13 protein-coding genes are annotated in these 21,384 nt (G+C 63.9%); 9 read left to right on the forward strand and 4 right to left on the reverse strand.

The window, feature by feature from the left end:
• Nucleotides 1-97: 97 nt before the first annotated feature.
• Nucleotides 98-1,768 carry a response regulator gene (locus AC3WW4_RS10185; RefSeq protein ID WP_488828322.1) on the forward strand — a complete coding sequence of 557 codons (1,671 nt, stop codon included), beginning with the start codon at nt 98-100 and terminating at the stop codon, nt 1,766-1,768.
• On the opposite strand, the gene AC3WW4_RS10190 is transcribed toward AC3WW4_RS10185, so the two are convergent.
• Entirely contained in the window at nt 1,769-4,033 is a 2,265-nt protein-coding gene (locus AC3WW4_RS10190; protein ID WP_488828323.1) for an Orn/Lys/Arg family decarboxylase, read from the reverse strand. It lies immediately after the preceding gene.
• 113 nt (nt 4,034-4,146) lie between these two features.
• On the opposite strand from AC3WW4_RS10190, the gene AC3WW4_RS10195 reads away from it, so the two are divergent.
• The 6 genes from AC3WW4_RS10195 (at nt 4,147) to AC3WW4_RS10220 (ending at nt 11,535) form a co-directional block, all read left to right on the forward strand.
• On the forward strand, nt 4,147-4,629 hold the full coding sequence (locus AC3WW4_RS10195) for an NfeD family protein (RefSeq protein ID WP_488828324.1): 483 nt from the start codon (nt 4,147-4,149) through the stop codon (nt 4,627-4,629).
• Nucleotides 4,630-4,633: 4 nt separating this feature from the next.
• Nucleotides 4,634-5,545, forward strand: a complete 912-nt coding sequence (locus AC3WW4_RS10200; protein ID WP_488828325.1) for an SPFH domain-containing protein — start codon at nt 4,634-4,636, stop codon at nt 5,543-5,545.
• 21 nt (nt 5,546-5,566) lie between these two features.
• Nucleotides 5,567-5,962 carry a DUF2237 family protein gene (locus tag AC3WW4_RS10205; protein WP_488828326.1) on the forward strand — a complete coding sequence of 132 codons (396 nt, stop codon included), beginning with the start codon at nt 5,567-5,569 and terminating at the stop codon, nt 5,960-5,962.
• Between the two features lie 80 nt (nt 5,963-6,042).
• Nucleotides 6,043-6,825 carry a translesion DNA synthesis-associated protein ImuA gene (imuA, locus tag AC3WW4_RS10210; RefSeq protein ID WP_488828327.1) on the forward strand — a complete coding sequence of 261 codons (783 nt, stop codon included), beginning with the start codon at nt 6,043-6,045 and terminating at the stop codon, nt 6,823-6,825.
• Between the two features lie 9 nt (nt 6,826-6,834).
• Entirely contained in the window at nt 6,835-8,256 is a 1,422-nt protein-coding gene (locus AC3WW4_RS10215; protein WP_488828329.1) for a Y-family DNA polymerase, read from the forward strand.
• A gap of 18 nt (nt 8,257-8,274) precedes the next feature.
• Entirely contained in the window at nt 8,275-11,535 is a 3,261-nt protein-coding gene (locus AC3WW4_RS10220; protein WP_488828331.1) for an error-prone DNA polymerase, read from the forward strand.
• Between the two features lie 32 nt (nt 11,536-11,567).
• Here AC3WW4_RS10220 and lpdA read toward each other — a convergent pair whose 3' ends face one another.
• The 3 genes from lpdA to aceE form a co-directional block, all read right to left on the reverse strand.
• The gene (gene lpdA / locus AC3WW4_RS10225; protein ID WP_488828333.1) at nt 11,568-13,409 is read right to left on the reverse strand and encodes a dihydrolipoyl dehydrogenase; all 1,842 of its coding nucleotides are present in this window, start codon (nt 13,407-13,409) and stop codon (nt 11,568-11,570) included.
• A gap of 13 nt (nt 13,410-13,422) precedes the next feature.
• Nucleotides 13,423-15,099, reverse strand: coding sequence for a dihydrolipoyllysine-residue acetyltransferase (aceF, locus tag AC3WW4_RS10230; protein WP_488828335.1), 1,677 nt, complete (start codon nt 15,097-15,099; stop codon nt 13,423-13,425).
• Between the two features lie 102 nt (nt 15,100-15,201).
• Nucleotides 15,202-17,901 (reverse strand): pyruvate dehydrogenase (acetyl-transferring), homodimeric type, encoded by a 2,700-nt coding sequence (aceE, locus tag AC3WW4_RS10235; RefSeq protein WP_488828336.1) that lies wholly within the window; start codon nt 17,899-17,901, stop codon nt 15,202-15,204.
• A gap of 197 nt (nt 17,902-18,098) precedes the next feature.
• Here aceE and AC3WW4_RS10240 point away from each other — a divergent pair, with 197 nt between their 5' ends.
• A complete protein-coding gene (locus AC3WW4_RS10240) occupies nt 18,099-20,681 on the forward strand; it encodes a PAS domain-containing sensor histidine kinase (RefSeq protein ID WP_488828337.1) in 2,583 nt (860 codons plus the stop codon).
• Nucleotides 20,678-21,319 (forward strand): response regulator transcription factor, encoded by a 642-nt coding sequence (locus tag AC3WW4_RS10245; RefSeq protein ID WP_488828339.1) that lies wholly within the window; start codon nt 20,678-20,680, stop codon nt 21,317-21,319. The genes AC3WW4_RS10240 and AC3WW4_RS10245 overlap by 4 nt, the downstream gene beginning before the upstream one ends.
• Nucleotides 21,320-21,384 lie beyond the last annotated feature (65 nt).

Below are 21,384 nucleotides of genomic sequence, written 5' to 3' on the forward strand. Positions count from 1 at the left end.
GGTCTTTTCGGAAATGACAATGTGAGGCTGTGCACCACATCCTGTTCACATCGACGTCAGCTTGCAGACATCGGACCTGTTCTGAGTTCCGCTTGCCATGAGCAAACATCCGATCAGTCTCTCGATGGGGCAGACGCGCCCGACCCTGCCCGACAGTGATCTGCGTCACTGCCAGGCACTGGTTATCGACACCAACCAAGCATCGCGCAGCCTCCTGCGCTCCATGCTGAGCGATCTGGGCCTGCAGAACATCGTGCAAGCGGCCAAGATCTCGGATGCCCGCCGTGCTCTGGAGACGCGCACGTTCGATGTGGTCATCTGCGACTACCACTTTGATGGCAGCGACATGACCGGGGCGGACCTGCTCGATGACATGCGTCGAGCCCAGTTGCTGCCCTTGTCGACCGTGTTCGTGATGGTCACGGCCGAGGCGTCCTATGTGAAGGTGGCGGAAGCGGCTGAATCTGCACTGGACTCCTACCTGATCAAACCCCACACCGCCAACGCGCTGGCTGAACGGCTGCATCTGGCCCGCCATCGCAAGGTGGTGCTCGGCCCCATCTTTGAGGCAATTGAGCAGGAACAGTACGAACTGGCCATGGAGCGCTGCCTGCAGCGGTTTCACGAGCGCGGCGAGTACTGGGTCTATGCCGCACGCCTCGGAGGCGAGTTGCTGCTGCGGCTGGAGCGACATGACGATGCCCGCAAGCTGTTCGAGGCGCTCAGCGAGACGAAGGCCCTGCCCTGGGCCAAGTTGGGCATCGCGCGGGCGCAACTGGACGGTGGACAACCCAAACCCGCTCGCAACACGCTGGAGAGCCTGTTGTCGGAGAACCCGGGTTTTGCCGATGCCTGGGATGTGATGGGGCGCGCGCAACTGCAGTCCGGGGACTTTGAGAGCGCCTTGGCCACGTACAAGCAGGCGGCGGCTTTGACGCCGGCCTCGATCAGTCGCCTGCAGAAAGCGGGCATGCTGGCTTTCTATCTCGGGCACACCGAGGAGGCCAACCGGGTGCTGGAGAAAGCCACCAGCCTGGGGCTGACCTCCCGGATGTACGACCACCAGAGTCTGGTGCTGCTGGCCATGCTCAGACTGGGCGAGCGCGACTCAAGGGGCTTGATGCGCTGCCTGAATGACCTCAGTCATGCGGTGTCGAAGCGGCCCTATGAACCTCGCCTGCAACGCATGAAGCTGTTGGTGGAGGCCATGGACATGGCCCTGAACCAGCGGCCGGACGAGGTGACGCGGATCCTGGGCAGCATGTCCCGTGAGTTCACCTGGCCCGATTTCGATTTTGAGGCGGCCAGCAATGTCTTGAGCCTGCTCGCCCGGCTGCATCAAATGGGCATGGTCTTGCCGGAGGCTGACGAATGGATTCGCCTCATCGCCCTGCGATTCTGCACGTCCAAGGCATCCAGCGACATGCTGGCCATCACGGCGCAGGCTGCCGAAGAGCATGCCAAGCTGATCGTCCAGTCCTATCAAACCATCACCGACACCGCCGAAAAAGCACTGACCCATGCCAAATCGGTGTCAGCGGAAGAGGCCATCCGGTCTCTGCTGGCAACGGGGACCAAGACCGGCAATGCCAAGTTGCTGGACCTGAGCGACATGATGATGAACCGCTACCGGGCGGACATCCCCGAGGCGGAGGCACTGGCCGAGCAGATCACTGCCTTGCGTGAGCAGTACTGCCGCCACGTGCTGCACGTACAGCTCGGATCGACCACCGGCCGTCAGGCGGGTGGTCTGAACCTGCGCAAGTGATCAGGCGTCGTTCTTGACGCAGTCCACGTAGTAGCGCTTGCCGCCACCCGGCAGGTCCTCGGCGACGAGGCCGTGCACATCAGTGGCGAAGCCGGGGAAGGCGTCGTTGAAATCGCGGGTGAACTTCAGGAAGTCGACGATCTTCTTGTTGAAGCGCTCGCCTGGGATCAGCAGCGGGATGCCCGGAGGATACGGGGTCAGCAGCGCGGTGGTGATGCGGCCTTCCAGCTGGTCGATGTCCACGCGCTCGGTCTGGCGACGGGCGATGCAGGCGTAGGCGTCCGACGGCTTCATGGCCGGCTCCAGGCCCGACAGGTACACGTCGGTGGTCAGGCGGGCGATGTCGCCGCTGGCGTAGGCTTCGTGCACGCTCTGGCAAAGGTCGCGCAGGCCCATGCGCTCGTAGCGCGGGTACTTCTTGCAGAAGTCCGGCACGACGCGCCACAGCGGCTGGTTCTTGTCGTAGTCGTCCTTGAACTGCTGCAGCGCGGTCAACATGGTGTTCCAGCGGCCCTTGGTGATGCCGATGGTGAACATGATGAAGAAGCTGTACAGGCCGGTCTTTTCGACGACCACGCCGTGCTCGGCCAGGTACTTGGTGACGATGGAAGCCGGGATGCCGCTCTTGGCAAACTTGCCCGACACGTCCAGGCCCGGGGTGATGATGGTCGACTTGATGGGGTCGAGCATGTTGAAGCCTTCGGCCAGGTTGCCGAAGCCGTGCCACTTCTCGTTGGCCTTGAGCACCCAGTCAGAGGGCTTGCCGATGTCGTCGGCCGTGATCTTGTCCGGTCCCCAGACCTTGAACCACCAGTCCTTGCCGTATTCCTTGGCCACCTTGCGCATAGCACGGCGGAAGTCCAGTGCTTCCTTGATGCTTTCTTCCACCAGGGCGGTGCCACCGGGGCGGTCCATCATGGCCGCGGCCACATCGCACGAGGCGATGATGGCGTACTGCGGCGAGGTGGAGGTGTGCATCAGGTAGGCCTCGTTGAAGAGGTTGCGGTCGAGCTTGACCTGCTGCGAGTCCTGCACGAGCACCTGCGAGGCCTGGCTGATGCCGGCCAGCAGTTTGTGGATGGACTGGGTGGCGTAGACCACGGCCTCTTTGGGGCGCGCGCGGTTCTTGCCCATGGCGTGGTAGGCGCCATAGAACTTGTGGAAGGCGGCGTGGGGCAGCCAGGCTTCGTCAAAGTGCAAGGTGTCCACCCAGCCGTCGAGCATGCCCTTGATGGTCTCGGTGTTGTAGAGCACGCCATCGTAGGTGCTCTGCGTGAGCGTCATGATGCGCGGCTTGGCGGCCTTGGCATCCACGCCCTTGAGCAGCGGGTTGTTGGCGATCTTCTTGCGGATGGCCGCAGGCTCAAATTCGCTCTTGGGGATCGGGCCGATGATGCCGAAGTGGTTGCGCGTGGGCGTCATGAAAACGGGGATGGCCCCGGTCATGATGATGCTGTGCAGGATGGACTTGTGGCAGTTGCGGTCCACGATGACGATGTCGTCGGGGGCCACGGTGTGGTGCCACACCATCTTGTTGGAGGTGGAGGTGCCGTTCGTGACAAAGAAGCAGTGGTCGGCGTTGAAGATGCGCGCGGCGTTCTTCTCGGACTCGTACACCGGGCCGGTGTGGTCGAGCAACTGACCGAGTTCTTCCACGGCGTTGCAGACGTCGGCGCGCAGCATGTTCTCGCCGTAGAACTGGTGGAACATCTGGCCCACGGGGCTCTTCAGGAAGGCGACACCGCCGGAGTGACCGGGGCAGTGCCAGGAGTAGGAGCCGTCCTGGGCGTAGTCCATCAAGGCCTTGAAGAACGGGGGCGCCAGGCCATCGAGGTAGCTCTTGGCTTCACGAATGATGTGACGCGCCACGAACTCGGGCGTGTCCTCGAACATGTGGATGAAGCCGTGCAGCTCACGCAGGATGTCGTTGGGGAGGTGCTCGGAGGTACGCGTCTCGCCGTACAGGTAGATGGGGATGTCGTTGTTCTTGAAGCGGATCTCTTCAATGAACTTGCGCAGATTCAGCACGGCCGGATCAAGCTCGGGGCCAGGGGTGAACTCTTCATCGTCAATCGACAGGATGAAAGCGCTGGCGCGGCTTTGCTGTTGGGCGAACTGGGACAGGTCACCGTAGCCGGTCACCCCCAAGACTTCGAACCCCTCTTTCGTGATGGCGTCAGCCAACGCGCGGATGCCCAGACCCGAGGTGTTTTCGGAGCGGAAGTCCTCGTCAATGATGACGATGGGGAAGTGAAATCGGAGCATGGGCAACCCACCAACAAGAAGTACGGAAAAATGCGAAGTGTAGGCGTCTTGTATGTCATCTGCCTACCTTACGCGCGCGATATGATGAATTTGGTCTACCTTGTCAGGGCGACTTGGCTCAGAACGAAAATGAAATGGAGCGCTTTGTGGACGACAGTACGCAGTGGTGGTTGATGGCAGGGCTGCTGGTGGTGGCCGAACTGGCCACGGGCACGTTTTACCTGCTGATGATTGCGCTGGGGGCCGTGGCAGGCGCTTTGGCGGCGCACGCGGGTTTCCAGACCGAGCTTCAGCTGAGCGCCGCGGCCGTCGTGGCCGCTTTGACGGCTGGCGGCTGGTATGCCTGGAAGCGTCGGCGCCAGCAGCGTCTGGGCAACCACCCGTTGAGCGGCCAATCAGCGCCAGACCTGGAACTCGATCTGGGCCAGGTGGTGCAGGTCAGCGCCTGGGACAGTGATGGCACGACCCATGTGTCTTACCGTGGTGCCCCCTGGCGCGCACGGTTGAAACAGCCTGAGGGCACCTCTTTGCCCGAACCGGGCGCGTATCGCATCTGCGCCTTGCAGGGCAATCTCCTTCTTCTTGAAAAGGTCTGACCCCATGGAAATCGCCATCCTCTTTCTCATCATCGCCGTGGTTTTTGTGGTGCAGTCCGTCAAGGTTGTGCCGCAGCAGAGTGCCTGGGTGCTGGAGCGCCTGGGCAAGTACCACGGCACGCTGACGGCCGGCCTCAATGTGGTCCTGCCCTTCATTGACCGTGTGGCCTACAAGCATTCGCTCAAGGAAGTGCCGCTGGATGTGCCCAGCCAGGTCTGTATCACCAAGGACAACACGCAGCTGCAGGTGGACGGCATCCTGTACTTTCAGGTGACCGATGCGATGCGCGCCAGCTATGGCTCGTCGAACTACATCGTCGCCATCACGCAACTGGCCCAGACCACGCTGCGTTCGGTGGTGGGCAAGATGGAGTTGGACAAGACGTTTGAAGAACGCGATCTGATCAACGCGGCCGTGGTGAATGCGCTGGACGAAGCCGCGCTAAACTGGGGCGTGAAGGTGCTGCGTTACGAGATCAAGGACCTGACGCCGCCGGTGGAAATCTTGCGTGCCATGCAGGCCCAGATCACGGCTGAGCGTGAAAAGCGCGCGCTGATTGCGGCCTCGGAAGGCCGTCGCCAGGAGCAGATCAACATTGCCACGGGTGAACGCGAGGCTTTCATTGCCCGCTCCGAGGGTGAAAAGCAGGCCGAGATCAACAAGGCGCAGGGTGAAGCCGCCGCCATCACCGCCGTGGCCGATGCCACCGCCGATGCGATTGCCAAGATTGCCGCGGCCATCCGCCAACCCGGCGGCCAGGACGCCGTGAACCTGAAGGTGGCCGAGAAGGCTGTGGAGGCCTATGGCCAACTGGCTCAGAAGAACAACACGATGATCGTGCCGGGCAACATGAGCGAGGTGTCGGCCCTGATTGGTACGGCCATGACCTTGCTGAAAAAGCCTGGCCAGGTCTGATCTGGCGCGCAGGAGAACCCGATGAGCGTGGAGTTGACCACCGGACGCAATGTGCTGGGAGGCCCCTTGAGGGCCTGCTCTTATGACCCGGTGACCGGGTTCTTTCGGGATGGATGCTGCCGCACGCGCGGGGATGACGCAGGCCAGCATGTGGTGTGCGCACGCATGACCCAGGCGTTCCTGGATTTCTCGCGCAGCCGGGGCAATGACCTGGTCACACCGCATCCGGAGTGGCGCTTTCCCGGCCTGAAACCCGGCGACCGCTGGTGTCTGTGCGCGCTCCGTTGGCGTGAAGCCTGGGAGGCGGGTGTGGCACCGCCCGTGTCGCTGGAGGCCACGCATGAGAAGGCCCTGGAGGTTGTCACGCTGGACATGCTGAAGTCGGCTGCGTTGGAGTCGGGCAAGCCGGCGTTCTGAGTTTTTCATTTCGACGGAACGTCTCTGGACGTTGGCTTCGGTGCGCAGTAAGATACTGTACAAATAAACAGTTCCTCACTATGTCCGCCCTCCAATCCCTTGTCCACGCCGACCGCAGCGCGATCACGCCTGCGATGCTGCCGCCGCATCTGGCTGCCCTGGTGTGGCAGGGAGAGGCCATCGGGCGCCATCAGTCGCACGTTGTGGCCAGTGGGCATGCTGCTTTGGATGCCGTGTTGCCCGATGGCGGCTGGCCTTGTCAGAGCCTGACGGAGATCCTGCAGGCCCAGGCTGGTTTGGGGGAGTGGCGTTTGCTGGCCCCAGCCTTGGCCCGCTTGGTGGCCCAGGGTGGGTCGGTGCTGCTGGTGGGGGCACCACAGTTGCCTTACCTGCCGGCACTGGCACGAGAAGGGATACGTCCCGACCGATTGATCCGCATTGAGGGGCAAGGGGCTGCAGAACGCTTGTGGGCCACAGAGCAGGCGCTGAAGGCGCATTGCGTGACCGCCGTGCTCAGTTGGTTGCCCCAAGCCCGGCCGGAGCAGATCCGACGCCTGCAGGCTTGTGCCGGGCGTCACCCGGGCTTGTTCTTTGCTTTTCGGCCGGCGCGCGTTGCCCAGGAGTCGTCGGCCGCGCCTTTGCGCCTGCACTTGACGCTGGGCCCCTGCCCTCATCCGCTTGAAGTTCATGTGATCAAGCGCCGTGGGCCTTTATTGGCCGAACCCATTGTGCTGCCGCACTGGTCGCAGGGGGTCGCCGAGTTGTGGCGCAGTCCGGCATCGCCTGCACGCCCCCCCAAGGCTTCCCCCTTGCCTGCCACCGCGCCACGCCACGCCACGCCTTGCGCCCTCCCACCTCACTGACGGTACCTCATGCAGAACTGGATGGCCTTGCTGCCCGCCTCGAAGCATGAGGCGGACGATGCAGGCTCACCCACCTGGCAGCCGCTGAACGTGCGGCCTCTGGGTTGGTGGGCCTTGCAATTCACGCCCCGCGTGGCCCCGCTGGAGGAAGCGGTGGTGCTGGAATGCCGCGCTTCAGAACGCTTGTTCGGCGGACGCGAGGCTTTGCGTGACCGCCTGGTGAGAGGTGCCCAAGCGCAAGGTGTAGCTGCCTGGGCTTTTGGGTCGAATGCCTTGGCAGCGCTGTGTCTGGCTCGTCACCACGTGGCCTGGGGTGGCATACAGACGGATGAGACGGACACCCGCACGACGGCTCAGGTGCTGGATGCCCTGCCCTTCACGACCCTGAGCGCGCTGCGCCCGCATGCCGGCACCTTGGCGCGACTGGGGTGTCGCACGCTGGGTGATGTGAGTGCGCTGCCTCGGGCTGGCTTGAGCAGACGGTTCGATGCGGCCATGCTGCGAGCCCTCGACCAGGCGTATGGACGCAGCCCCCTGCCTCTGTCGTGGCTGACGCTGCCGGCAGAGTTCGATGAGAGGCTGGAGTTGCCGGGACGCGTGGAAACGGCGCCAGCCTTGCTGCATGCCGCTCGCGAGCTGCTGCAGGCGCTGTGCGCCTGGCTGGCTGGGCAGCACGCCGGGGTCGAATCCTTCACCCTGCGCTGGCACCATGGTCTGCGCAGGCAAGAAGCCCATACTGGGCAGCACACCGTGAGGCTCTCCAACCCGACCCGAGACCCCGAGCGGCTCAGTCAATTGCTGCACGAGCATCTGCAGCGCCTGACCCTGGCCGCACCCGTGGAAGACATCAGCCTGAAGGCAGAGCACATTGCACCGCTGGTGCAGAACAGTCACAGTCTGTTTCCCGAGCAAGGGGGGGATCAGCTCACGGCTCATCCGGAAGGCCTGATCACGACGGAGGCTCAACGTGCTCAGAAAGAAGCTTTGTGGACACTGCTGGACCGGCTCAGTGCCCGGCTGGGGACCGAGCGTGTGCTGGCTGGCCAGGTTCACGCCGATCACCGCCTGGAGCATGCCCAGCGCTGGCAAGCGGCCCTGGCTACGCTCCCCAGCGCGTCATCCGGTGCCACGCAAGCCCTCCCCCCCTGGCCTCAGCCCAGTTGGGTGCTGCCTCAGCCTGTGCCCTTGACCCTGGTGGCCGATGCCCAGGGGCAGCATGAACACCCCCACTACCAAGGGCGCTTGCAATGGCTGGCGGGCCCACATCGCATTGAGGCCGGTTGGTGGGATGCGACCGAGCCAGACAGCGCCTGCGCGCGCGACTATTACCTGGCCAGCAGCCCTGGCGCCGGTTTGCTATGGGTGTTCCGAGCCCGACACGCTGGCGACACGGCCACGCAAGCCTGGTTTCTGCATGGCCTGTTTGCCTGAGACCCCGTGGAGCCTGCCATGAACCGCGCGGCCAACCTGCCGGACTACACCGAGCTGCACGCCGTCTCGAACTACTCGTTTCTGCGCGGGGGCTCGCACCCCGAGGAATTGATCGAGCGTGCACTGGCCCTGGGCTACCGCGGCCTGGCCTTGACGGATGAGGCCAGTCTGGCCGGCGTGGTGCGCGCCCATCTGGCCTTGCGCAAAGCCCGGGAGGCGGGTGTGCCCGGCGCCGATACTTTCCAGTTGCTGTTGGGCAGCGAATTCGAGGTGGCCGACGCCACGCCTTTCAAGCTGGTGGTGCTGGCTTGTCACCGCATCGGCTACGGATTGCTGTGTGAGTTCATCACGCGCCTGCGCCGCACCAACCCAGGCAAGGGGCTCGCCACGCTGACACGCGAAGACATCCGCCCAACTGCCTGGGGAGACTGTCTGGTGTTGTTGATCCCACAGCGGCACACAGCGGCAGAGCGCGTGTCCGAGCAAGCACGCTGGCTACGCCGCCACTTTGCCGACCGATGCTGGCTGGGGGTGGCCCTGCACCACCATCTGGACGACGCCGTGTGGTTGCACACCCTGCGCCATGTCGGAGACACCGAACAGGTGCCCTTGGTGGCCACGGGCGATGTGCACATGCACCTGCGCTCACGCAAGCCTTTGCAGGATGTGCTCACTGCCACCCGGCTGGGGAAACCGCTGACCGAATGCGGTTTGCAACTGGCGCGTCATGCCGAGCACCATCTGCGTAGCCGCCTGCGGCTGACCCAGCGCTATCCGGCCGATCTATTGCGCGCCACGCAAGAGGTGGCCGCGCGTTGCGCCTTCAGCCTGGACGAGTTGCGCTACGAATACCCAGATGAAATCGTCCCCACTGGTGAAACCGCCCACAGCTTCCTGTGCCGCGTCAGTGCAGAGGGTTTGGCTCGGCGCTATCCCCAGGGCGTGCCCGCGCGCGTTCAAGCCCAGATGGAGGCAGAACTGGCGCTGATCACCGAGTTGGACTACGAAAAGTACTTCCTCACCGTCTACGACATCGTGTGCTTTGCGCGGTCGCGCCACATCCTCTGTCAGGGGCGAGGCAGCGCGGCCAACTCGGTGGTTTGCTACGCGCTGGGCATCACCGAAGTCGACCCCGAGCACAGCACCTTGCTGTTTGAGCGCTTCATCTCGCGCGAGCGCAACGAACCGCCCGACATCGATGTGGACTTCGAGCACGAGCGCCGCGAAGAGGTCATCCAGTATCTGTACACCAGCTACGGACGCGACCGGGCCGCGCTCACGGCCACCGTCATCACCTACCGCACCCGCAGCGCCCTGCGCGATGTGGGCAAGGCCCTGGGCTTTGGTCTGGACGAGATCGAGCGCGCCAGCGGCAACTTGCAATGGTGGGACAGCCAGGCTGCGTTGGCTGAGCGGCTACAGGAGGTAGGGCTCGACCCCAGCACACGGCGTGTGCAGCAGTGGCTGGAGCTCACGCGCACGCTGGTGGGTTTTCCGCGTCACCTGAGCCAGCACACCGGGGGGTTCGTTCTCTCGCGCGGGGCCTTGTGCCGCATGGTGCCCATCGAAAACGCCAACATGCCCGACCGCAGCGTCATCCAGTGGGACAAGGATGACCTCGATGCACTGGGACTGCTCAAGGTGGACGTGCTGGCACTGGGCATGCTCACCGCCCTGCGCAAGGCCATGGATTTCATCGGCCAATGGCGCAATCAGCCCTTTGGCATGCAAGACATCCCGCGTGAAGACCCGGCTTGCTACGAAATGATGTGCCGTGCCGACACCATCGGCGTCTTCCAAATTGAAAGCCGGGCGCAGATGAGCATGCTGCCGCGCCTGAAGCCCCGCGAGTTTTACGACCTGGTGGTGGAGGTGGCGCTGGTGCGGCCCGGCCCGATTCAGGGTGGCATGGTCCACCCCTATCTGCGGCGCCGCCAGGGGCTGGAGCCCATTGACTACCCGCGCGGCCTGCAAGCAGCCTTGAAGCGCACCCTGGGTGTGCCGATTTTTCAGGAGCAGGTCATGCAGATCGCGATGATCGCGGCGGGGTTCACCGCGGGTGAAGCGGATGACCTGCGGCGCTCGATGGCCGCCTGGCGGCGCAAGGGCGATGTGCACAAATTCAAGGAACGCATCAAGGCCGGCATGCGCGCCAACCAGTATCCGGCGGAGTTCGCCGAGCAGATCTGCCAGCAGATTGAAGGCTTTGGCTCCTACGGCTTCCCCGAGTCGCACGCGGCCAGTTTTGCGCAGTTGGTCTATGCCAGCGCCTGGATCAAATGCCATGAGCCCGCGGCTTTTTTGGCTGGATTGCTCAACGCCCAGCCGCTGGGGTTTTACTCACCCAGTCAGTTGGTGCAGGATGCGCGCCGGCATGGGGTGGAAGTGCGTCCACCCGATGTGATGTGCTCTGCCTGGGATTGCAGCTTGGAGCCTCCCTTACCTGCACTTTCTGCTCATTCCGCACATTCGGCGCCTACCAGCGTGTCCGCTGCGCGGGCTCGTTCGCACTCGACATCGGCCGCCCCAAAAACCGGCCCACAAATCGGTCTACAGCCCAGACCACACGCAGGCCCCGCTGTTCGACTTGGCTTGCGACTGCTTGTCGGCCTCTCGCCCGAGGTGGCCCAGCGCATCGTGGCCGCGCGAGCGCAAGCCCCCTTCACCGACGTAGACGACCTGGCCCGCCGTGCCGACCTCGACCAGCGCACCTTGCGCGCCCTGGCAGCGGGCGATGCGCTGATGAACCTCTCGGGCCACCGTCGCCATCAAGTCTGGGAGGCCTCCGCCCTGCACCGCGCGCCGCCGCTGCTACGCGAAGCCCCGGTGGCCGAAGCCCCACTGGCGCTGCCCGCCGCGCCTGAAGGTGAAGAGATCGTGTTCGACTACGCCTCGCAAGGCCTGACGCTGCGCCGACACCCCTTGGCCCTGCTGCGTCCACAGTTGAGCGAACAGCGCCTGCTCAGCGCGGCCGAACTGCATGATTTTCCGAATGGGAGACTGGCGCGCGCCTGCGGCATCGTCACCGTGCGGCAACAACCGGGCACCGCCTCGGGCGTGGTCTTCGTGACGCTGGAAGATGAAACCGGCACGGTCAACGTGATCGTGTGGCCGGCCCTGAAAGAACGCCAGCGGCGCGAGTTGGTGCACTCACGCCTGCTGGCGGTCTATGGGGTGTGGCAGCGCGAAGGCGAGGTGCGCCACCTGGTGGCGCACCGCCTTCGCGACCTGACGCCTTTGCTGGGGCGCCTGAGCACCCAAAGCCGGGACTTTCACTGACGCGGGCGCGTCAGCTTCAGCGCGTCATGGCTTCAGCGCTTGCGGGCCGGCGGCAAGTCGGTGCAACTGCCGTGGGCCGCTTCGGCGCACAGGCCGATGCTTTCACCCAGGGTCGGGTGCGGGTGGATCGTCTTGCCGATGTCGACCTCGTCGGCCCCCATCTCGATGGCCAGCGCGATCTCGCCGATCATGTCGCCCGCATGCGTGCCGACAATGCCGCCCCCCAGGATGCGACCATGACCGTTGGCCTCAGGACTGTCATCGAACAACAGCTTGGTGAAGCCTTCGTCGCGACCGTTCGCAATGGCACGACCCGACGCCGACCACGGGAACAGCCCCTTCTTGACCTTGATGCCCTGTGCCTTGGCCTGATCCTCGGTCAAGCCCACCCAAGCCACTTCCGGATCGGTGTAAGCCACGCTCGGGATCACGCGGGCGTCGAACTGGGCCTTGGCCAGCTTCTCGTCACCCAGCAACTCACCGGCCACCACTTCGGCCGCCACATGCGCCTCGTGCACGGCCTTGTGCGCCAGCATGGGCTGGCCCACCAGGTCGCCAATGGCGAAGATGTGCGGCACGTTGGTGCGCATCTGCACGTCCACCGGAATGAAGCCACGGTCGGTCACGGCCACACCGGCCTTGTGCGCGTCGACTTTCTTGCCGTTGGGCGTGCGGCCCACCGCTTGCAGCACCAGGTCATAGGTCTGCTCGCTCAGCGTGCCATCCGCACCCTCGAACTTCACCTTGATGCCTTCGGGCGTGGCCTCGGCCCCCACCGTCTTGGTCTTCAACATGATGTTGTCGAAGCGCGGCGCGTTCATCTTCTGCCAGACCTTGACCAGATCCCGGTCAGCACCTTGCATCAGGCCGTCCATCATCTCGACCACATCCAGACGCGCGCCCAGCGTGGAGTACACCGTGCCCATCTCCAGGCCGATGATGCCGCCGCCCACGATCAGCATCTTCTTGGGCACGCCCTGGAGCGCGAGCGCCCCGGTCGAGTCCACGATGCGCTCATCCTGCGGGAAGAACGGCAGACGCACCGCCTGCGAACCCGCCGCGATGATGGCGCGCTTGAATCGCACCACCTTGGCCGCACCGGTCTTCTCCTGGCCCTCACCTGTGGTCTCTTCAACCTTCAGGTGATACGGGTCGATGAAGACGCCATAGCCGCGCACGGTCGTGACCTTGCGCATCTTGGCCATGGCCGCCAGACCACCGGTCAACTTGCCGATGACCTTTTCCTTGTGGCCACGCAGCTTGTCGATGTTGACGCTGGGCTCGGCGAACTCCACGCCCGCATCGGCCAGATGGCGGACTTCGTCCATCACGGCCGCTACGTGCAGCAGCGCCTTCGAGGGGATGCAACCCACGTTCAGGCACACGCCGCCCAGGGTGGCGTAGCGCTCGACGATGACAGTGCTCAAGCCCAGGTCAGCCGAGCGGAACGCTGCCGAGTAGCCGCCGGGGCCACCGCCCAGAACGAGTACGTCGCACTCCAGGTCCACGGGGCCGCTGTAGCTGCCTGCCGGTGCCGGGGCCACCACGACGGGAGCCGCAGCAGCAGCAGCAGGTGCTGCCGCCGGTGCAGCAACTGGAGCCACCGCAGGGGCGGCCGAAGCCGCAGCACCCGCCTCGGCGCTCTCCAGCGACAGGATCACCGTTCCCTGGTTGATCTTGTCACCCAGTGCCACCTTGAGCTCCTTCACCACACCGGCGTGCGACGACGGAATCTCCATCGAGGCCTTGTCGGATTCGACCGTGACCAGGCTCTGCTCGGCCTTCACTGTGTCGCCCGGCTTGACCAGCACCTCGATGATGGCCACGTCCTTGAAATCACCAATGTCGGGAACTTGTACGTCAATCAATGCCATGTCGCTCTCCCGATCACAGCACGATGCGACGGAAATCCGCCAGCAGCGACGCAAAGTACACGTTGAAGCGCGCAGCCGACGCCCCGTCGATGACGCGGTGATCCCACGACAGCGACAGCGGCAGCATCAGGCGCGGCTGGAAGGCCTTGCCGTCCCACTTCGGCTCGATGGTGCTCTTGCAAACACCCATGATGGCCACTTCGGGCGCATTGATGATGGGCGTGAAGTACTTGCCACCGATGCCGCCCAGCGACGAGATCGAGAAGCAACCACCGGTCATGTCGGCCGGGCCCAGCTTGCCGTCGCGTGCTTTCTTGGCCAGCTCCGACATCTCCTGGCTGATCTGGAAGATGCCCTTCTGGTCGGCATCCTTGATCACCGGCACCACCAGACCATTGGGCGTGTCCGCCGCAAAGCCGATGTGGAAGTAGTTCTTGAGCACCAGCTGATCGCCATCCAGCGAGGCATTGAACTCGGGGAATTTCTTCAAAGCTGCCACGGCCGCCTTGATCATGAAGGCCAGCATCGTGACCTTCACGCCGGACTTCTCGTTTTCCTTGTTCAACTGAACGCGGAAGGCTTCCAGCTCGGTGATGTCCGCGTCGTCGTGGTTCGTGACGTGCGGGATCACCACCCAGTTGCGGTGCAGGTTGGCGCCCGAGATCTTCTTGATGCGCGACAGGTCCTTGCGCTCAACCGGACCGAACTTGGCGAAGTCCACCTTCGGCCAAGGCAGCAAACCGGGGAAAGCGCCTTCCGATGCCGCAGCGGCCGGAGCCTTGGCTTGTTGGGCCGAGGTCTGCAAACCACCCGTCATCACGTTGCGAACAAAGCTCTGCACGTCAGACTGGGTGATACGACCCTTGAAGCCGGAGCCCTTGACCTCGGCCAGCGGCACGCCCAACTCGCGCGCAAACTTGCGGATGCTGGGGGATGCGTGCGGCAACGTGGCCGACGGCGTACCCGGCTGATGAGCCGGCAGCGTCGCCACGGCCGAAGCGGCCACAGCAGGCACAGCCACGACAGCTGCTGCTGCCGCCGCCACAGGCGCGCTGGCTGCCGGAGCCGCCACAGGCGCAGCAGCCGGTGCAGCCACCGCACCACCCGCGCTTTCCAGCACCACGATCGGCGTACCCTTGGCCACCTTGTCACCCAGCTTCACCAGCAGGCTCTTGACCACGCCAGCGTGCGAGGACGGAATCTCCATCGACGCCTTGTCGGACTCCACGGTGATCAGGCTTTGCTCGGCCGTCACGGCGTCACCCACCTTGACCAGCAACTCGATCACGGCCACTTCATCGAAGTCGCCAATGTCGGGCACCACGACCTCGATCGGGCCGGATGCCGCAACAGGGGCAGCCACCGGAGCCGTCACAGGCGCCGGTACAGAGGCCGCCGGTGCAGCCACCGCAGCGACGGCTGCAGCCGGAGCCGAGGCCACCGCGGCACCATCAGCCGTCTCCAGCATGAGAACCAGCGAGCCTGTGCTCACCTTGTCGCCCAGGGCGACCTTCAATTCCTTCACCACGCCCGCGTGGGAAGACGGGATCTCCATCGAAGCCTTGTCCGACTCCACCGTGATCAAGCTCTGTTCGGCCTTCACGGTATCGCCAGCTTTCACCAGCACCTCGATGATCGCCACTTCATCAAAGTCCCCAATGTCGGGAACCTTCACTTCAATCAATGCCATTTTGTGTCTCCATTCAGGACGACGTCATACGTTGGTTCGACAGCCCAAGCCCGCGCACATCGGTGGCGCAGGGCTTGAGCCTCGGTTCGGTGTCTGAGAGCCTCAGGCGTACAGCGGGTTGACCTTGTCAGCCTTGATCCCGTACTTCTGAATGGCCTCGGCCACCTTGGCCAGCGGCAACTTGCCATCGTCGGCCAGCGCCTTGAGGGCGGCAACCACGATGTAATGGCGATTGATTTCGAAGTGCTCGCGCAGCTTGCTGCGGAAGTCGCTGCGACCGAAACCGTCCGTGCCCAGCACCTTGTAGCTGCGGCCCTTCGGGATAAAGGGACGGATCTGCTCGGCGTAGGCCTTCATGTAGTCGGTCGAGGCCACCACCGGGCCGTCAAACGGCTGCAGCTGTTGCGTCACAAAAGGCAGCTTCGGCGTTTCCAGTGGGTGCAGCAGGTTGAAGCGATCGGCATCCTGACCGTCGCGGGTCAGTTCGTTGAAGCTCGGGCAGCTCCACACATTGGCCGACAAGCCCCAGTCCTGCTCCAGCAGCGCCTTGGCCGCGATCGACTCGCGCAAGATCGTGCCCGAACCCAGCAGGTTCACGCAGGTCTTGCCGGCTTCGCCTTCCTGCAGCAGGTACATGCCCTTGAGGATCTGCTCTTCCGTGCCCTGCTTGAGGCCCGGCATCGCGTAGTTCTCGTTGAGCAGAGTCAGGTAGAAGAACACGTTCTCCTGATTCTCGACCATGCGCTTGAGGCCATGGTGCAGGATCACGCCCACTTCATGCGCGAACGTCGGGTCATACGACACGCAGTTCGGGATCGTGCCCGCCAGGATGTGGCTGTGACCGTCTTCGTGCTGCAGACCTTCGCCGTTCAGCGTGGTCCGCCCCGAGGTGCCGCCCAGCAGGAAGCCGCGCGCCTGCATGTCGCCGGCCGCCCAGGCCAGGTCACCGATGCGCTGGAAGCCGAACATCGAGTAGTACACGTAGAACGGGACCATGATCCGGTTGCTCGTGCTGTAGCTCGTCGCGGCCGCAATCCAGCTCGACATGCCGCCGGCTTCGTTGATGCCCTCTTGCAGGATCTGACCGGCCTTGTCCTCGCGGTAGTACATCACCTGGTCCTTGTCGACCGGGGTGTACAACTGACCTGCGGGGTTGTAAATGCCAATCTGGCGGAACAAACCTTCCATGCCGAAGGTGCGTGCCTCGTCCACCAGGATGGGCACCACACGCGGGCCCAGGGCCTGGTCACGCAACAACTGCGTCAGGAAGCGCACATAAGCCTGGGTGGTCGAGATCTCGCGGCCTTCGGCCGTCGGCTCCAGCACCGCCTTGAACGTGTCCAGCGGCGGAATGGTGAACTGCTCGTCGGCCTTCACACGGCGGTGCGGCAGGTAACCACCGAGCGCCTTGCGACGCTCGTGCAGGTACTTCATCTCCGGCGAATCTTCCGAAGGCTTGAAGAACGGGATCTTCGGCAGCTCGCTGTCCGGAATCGGCAGATTGAAGCGGTCGCGGAAGTGGCGGATGTCCTCATCCGTCAGCTTCTTGGTCTGGTGAACGGTGTTCTTGCCCTCACCGGCCTTGCCCATGCCGTAGCCCTTGACCGTCTTGACCAGCAACACGGTGGGTTGGCCCTGGTGGTTCACAGCGCGGTGGAAAGCGGCGTACACCTTCTGCGGATCATGGCCACCACGGCGCAGCGCGAAAATCTGCTCGTCGGTCATGTCGGCCACCAGGGCCGCCACACGCGGATCACGCTCAAAGAAGTTCTTGCGAACAAAAGCCCCGTCGTTGGCCTTCATGGCCTGGTAGTCCCCGTCCAGGATCTCCATCATGATCTTGCGCATGATGCCGTCCTTGTCCTTGGCCAGCAGCGCATCCCAGTCACTGCCCCACAGCAGCTTGATCACGTTCCAGCCCGAGCCGCGGAACTCGCTTTCCAGTTCTTGCACGATCTTGCCGTTGCCGCGCACCGGGCCGTCCAGGCGCTGCAGGTTGCAGTTCACCACGAAGATCAGGTTGTCGAGCTTTTCGCGCGCGGCCAAGCCGATGGCGCCCAGCGATTCGGGCTCGTCCATCTCACCGTCGCCGCAGAACACCCACACCTTGCGCTTGCTGGTGTCGGCCAACCCACGGGCGTGCAGGTACTTCAGGAAACGCGCCTGGTAGATCGCCATCAAGGGGCCCAGGCCCATCGACACCGTCGGGAACTGCCAGAAGCCGGGCATCAGCTTGGGGTGCGGATAGCTCGACAGGCCCTTGCCGTCCACTTCCTGGCGGAAGTGCAGCAACTGCTCTTCGGTCAGACGGCCTTCCAAGTAAGCCCGGGCGTACACGCCGGGAGACACATGGCCCTGGAAATAAATGCAGTCGCCGCCGTGGTTTTCATTTTCTGCATGCCAGAAATGATTGAAACCGGCGCCAAACAGGCTGGCCAAGGAGGCGAACGAACCGATGTGCCCCCCCAGATCCCCACCGTCTTCAGGGTTATGTCGGTTGGCTTTCACCACCATCGCCATCGCGTTCCAGCGCATGTAAGAGCGCAGGCGCTCCTCAATCTCGATGTTGCCCGGACAACGGGCTTCGTCTTCCACCGGAATGGTGTTGACGTAAGCCGTGTTGGCCGAGAAAGGCATGTCGATCCCTGCCTGGCGGGCATGGTCGAGCACGTTTTCAAGGAGTTGGTGGGCGCGGGCGCGGCCCTCGGAGTCGATGACGGCGGACAGGGCGTCCAGCCACTCGCGGGTTTCTTGGGGATCCTGGTCCTGAGGGGCGGACGCCATGGGATCTTGAGCAGACATGGGTTGAGTCTCCAGATTGTTGATAGCGGCGAACCATCCATTTAAGGGTGGTCACCAGGGCTTCGGTCCGTGGGTAAACGGCAAAGCCCCGACACTACGAATCGTTTGCGCAACAGGGTGGTATTGCGAAACTTCCGAAAATATAAGCGATAAGTGCCATCCCTTTGAGCAGGCCGCGCCGACAGATAATCAACACCATGGCATTTCCGTCCCCTCATCACGTCCCGACTTCACCGCCCAGCCCGACGCAGGCCGACACGCCCAACCGCCTGTTCTGGCGCTGGTGGCGCAAGCAAAGCCCCAGTCAGCAAGACCGTTATGCGACCCTGGGCCCGCTGGTATCGGTGCTGCTCTTCCTGGTGGTGATCATTGCGGCCTTCTGGTACTTGCGCAATGAGGAACTGGAGCGGGAGCAAGAGTCGGTCAAACGAGACACTGAGGTGGTGCAGCAACAGTTGCGCCTGCGCCTGATCGAAAACCAGGAGAACCTGCAGCGCCTGGCTCGCGACGTCAACTTCAAGGCGCTCTCGGTCGAGCAGTTCATGTTGCAGGCCAGCGACTTCGTGCGCCCTCGCCCGGAGATTTTGAGCATCTCGTGGCTGCAGGCTGACGAAAAGGTCAAGGCCGTACGGACCACCCTGACGCTCTCCCTGGAATCGGGCCACCCGGTCGACCGCGACCCGCTGGAGAATCAGGCCGACCTGTACACGCCCCTGAACAAGACGCCAGAGCCCCGCCAGGCTTTCACGCAGGCACGCGAGCGCAACCAGCCCACTTACTCACACCCATTTCTCAACGCCTCGGGCAGCCAAGTCATCCAGCTGCACCTGCCCCTGGTGGATCGCCACGGTTTTACCGGCGCCATCGTCGCCGAATATTCCCTCGAAGCGCTCATGCGTCACCAGGTGCCGCATGAGGTGGTGCAGCGCCACGCCATGAGCCTGGTGCGTGCCGACGGCGCCCTGATCACCAGCACGGTCGGCGCGATCACCTCCCGCTCCGCCAAGCCCAGCTTCGTCCACGACGTCATCGTCACCCCCATCGGCAACGGGGTGCTGTTGCGCGGCATGGGGTTCAAAACCTCGTCCAGTCTGGTCGGCAGCACCCTGTTCTGGATGGTGGTGGCCCTGTCCCTGCTCACCGTCTGGACCTTGGTGGGCACCCTGCGTCACATGCGCCGCCGCGCCGACATCCAGAAAACGTTGGTGCAGGAGACCAATTTCCGCCGCGCGATGGAAAACTCCATGCTGACCGGCATGCGCACCATCGACCTCGAAGGCCGCATCACCTACGTCAACCCGGCCTTCTGCGCCATGACGGGCTTTGCCGAGCACGAGCTCATCGGCGCCCGCCCGCCCTACCCCTACTGGCCGCGCGACCGCCTGGACGAGTTCCACCGCATGTTCCAGCAGGAACTGATGGGCCGCAGCCCCATGGGCGGCGTCGAGCTCAACATGGAGCGCCGCGACGGCAGCCAGTTCGACGCGCGCATGTACGTCTCGCCCCTGATCGACGCCGAGGGCAACCAGACCGGCTGGATGACCTCAGTCACCAACATCACCGAAGCCAAGCGCGTGCGTGACCAGCTCACGGCCGCCCACGAGCGCTTCACCACGGTGCTGGAAGGGCTGGACGCCGCCGTGTCCGTGATGTCGGTCCAGCGTGGCGAGATGCTGTTTGCCAACCGCTCCTACCGCCTCTGGTTTGGCGGCAACCCGGAAGCCCACGTGCAGCTCACCGGCGGCCAGGTCATGCCCGACGAGATCATCGACGGGGACGAATCGGTGGACCACTTCGGCGGCCTGCCCACCCACAACCTCACCGACGCCGGCAGCGACACGCACGAGGTCTACATGGACAACGTGCAAAAGTGGTTCGACGTGCGCGCCCGCTACGTGCAATGGACCGACGGCAACCTGGCACAGATGCTCATTGCCACCGACATCACCGCGCGCAAACAGGCCGAAGACGCCGCCGCCCGCCAGGCAGAAAAGTCGCAGTTCACCAGCCGCCTCATTACCATGGGCGAGATGGCCTCCACCGTGGCGCACGAGCTCAACCAGCCGCTGGCCGCCATCTCCAACTACTGCAGCGGCATGATCAGCCGCGTGCAGGCCGGCAACATCGAAAACGAGCAGCTCATCGGGGCGCTGGAGAAAACCTCACGCCAGGCCCAACGCGCCGGCCAGATCATCCACCGTATCCGCCAGTTCGTGAAGCGCAGCGAGCCGCAACGCCAGCCCTCCCGCGTGCGCGACATCACCGACGCCGTGCTGGAGTTGGCCGTGTTCGAGATGAAGCGTCGCCGCGTCACGCTCAACTCGACGATCGCCAACCGCCTGCCCACGATCATGGCCGACCCCATCCTGATCGAGCAGGTGCTGCTCAACCTGCTCAAGAACGCCGCAGAAGCCATCGACTCGGCACAGACCCCGCAATCGCGCCGCCACATTGACCTGCGCGTGCAACAGCGCCACATCGAAGACCAGGGCGAGGTGGTCGAGTTTTCGGTCACCGACGGTGGCCCCGGCATGCGCGAGGACATCCTGGCGCGCCTGTTCGAAGCCTTCCACTCCACCAAGGCTGAGGGCCTGGGCATCGGCCTGAGCCTGTGCCGATCGATCATCGAGTCGCACCACGGTCGTATCAAGGCCGAGAACATCTACAATGGTCAGATGGTCATGGGGTGTCGTTTCACCTTCACCCTCCCGATCGACAACAGCGACGAGGCCGACACAGGTCTTCCTTTTCCCACCGATTTACTTGCCGAAGAACCATGAGCTTGATCCCGAAAAAAGGCACTGTGTATGTGGTTGATGACGACGAGGCCGTTCGCGACTCGTTGCAATGGCTGCTGGAAGGCAAGGACTACCGCGTCCGCTGTTTCGACTCCGCCGAGTCCTTCCTGGCTCGCTTCGACCCCCGTGAAGTGGCCTGCCTGATCGCCGACATCCGCATGGACGGCATGAGCGGGTTGGAGCTGCAAGACAAGTTGCTGGAGCGCAAGTCGCCCCTGCCCATCGTGTTCATCACCGGCCACGGCGACGTGCCGATGGCGGTGAACACCATGAAAAAGGGCGCGATGGACTTCATCGAGAAGCCTTTCAAGGAAGACGCCTTGGTCGCCCTGGTCGAGCGCATGCTCGACGAAGCCCGCACCGCCTTCTCGCAGTCGCAAGAAGCCGCCAGCCGCGATGCGCTGCTGTCCCGCCTGACCACCCGCGAAGCTCAAGTGCTCGAGCGCATCGTCGCCGGCCGTCTGAACAAGCAGATCGCCGACGATCTGGGCATCAGCATCAAGACCGTCGAAGCCCACCGTGCCAACGTGATGGAAAAGCTCAATGCCAACACCGTGGCCGACCTGCTCAAGATTGCCCTGGGCGCCAATGCCCCGGCCAACGCAGCCACCGCCAAGTAAGCCACCGCTCGGAGCATGGCTTGACCGCCGTCTCCCGCTGAAAGGCCGCCCACCCGCTGTGGCGG

This window comes from Aquabacterium sp. TM01, assembly GCF_057808345.1.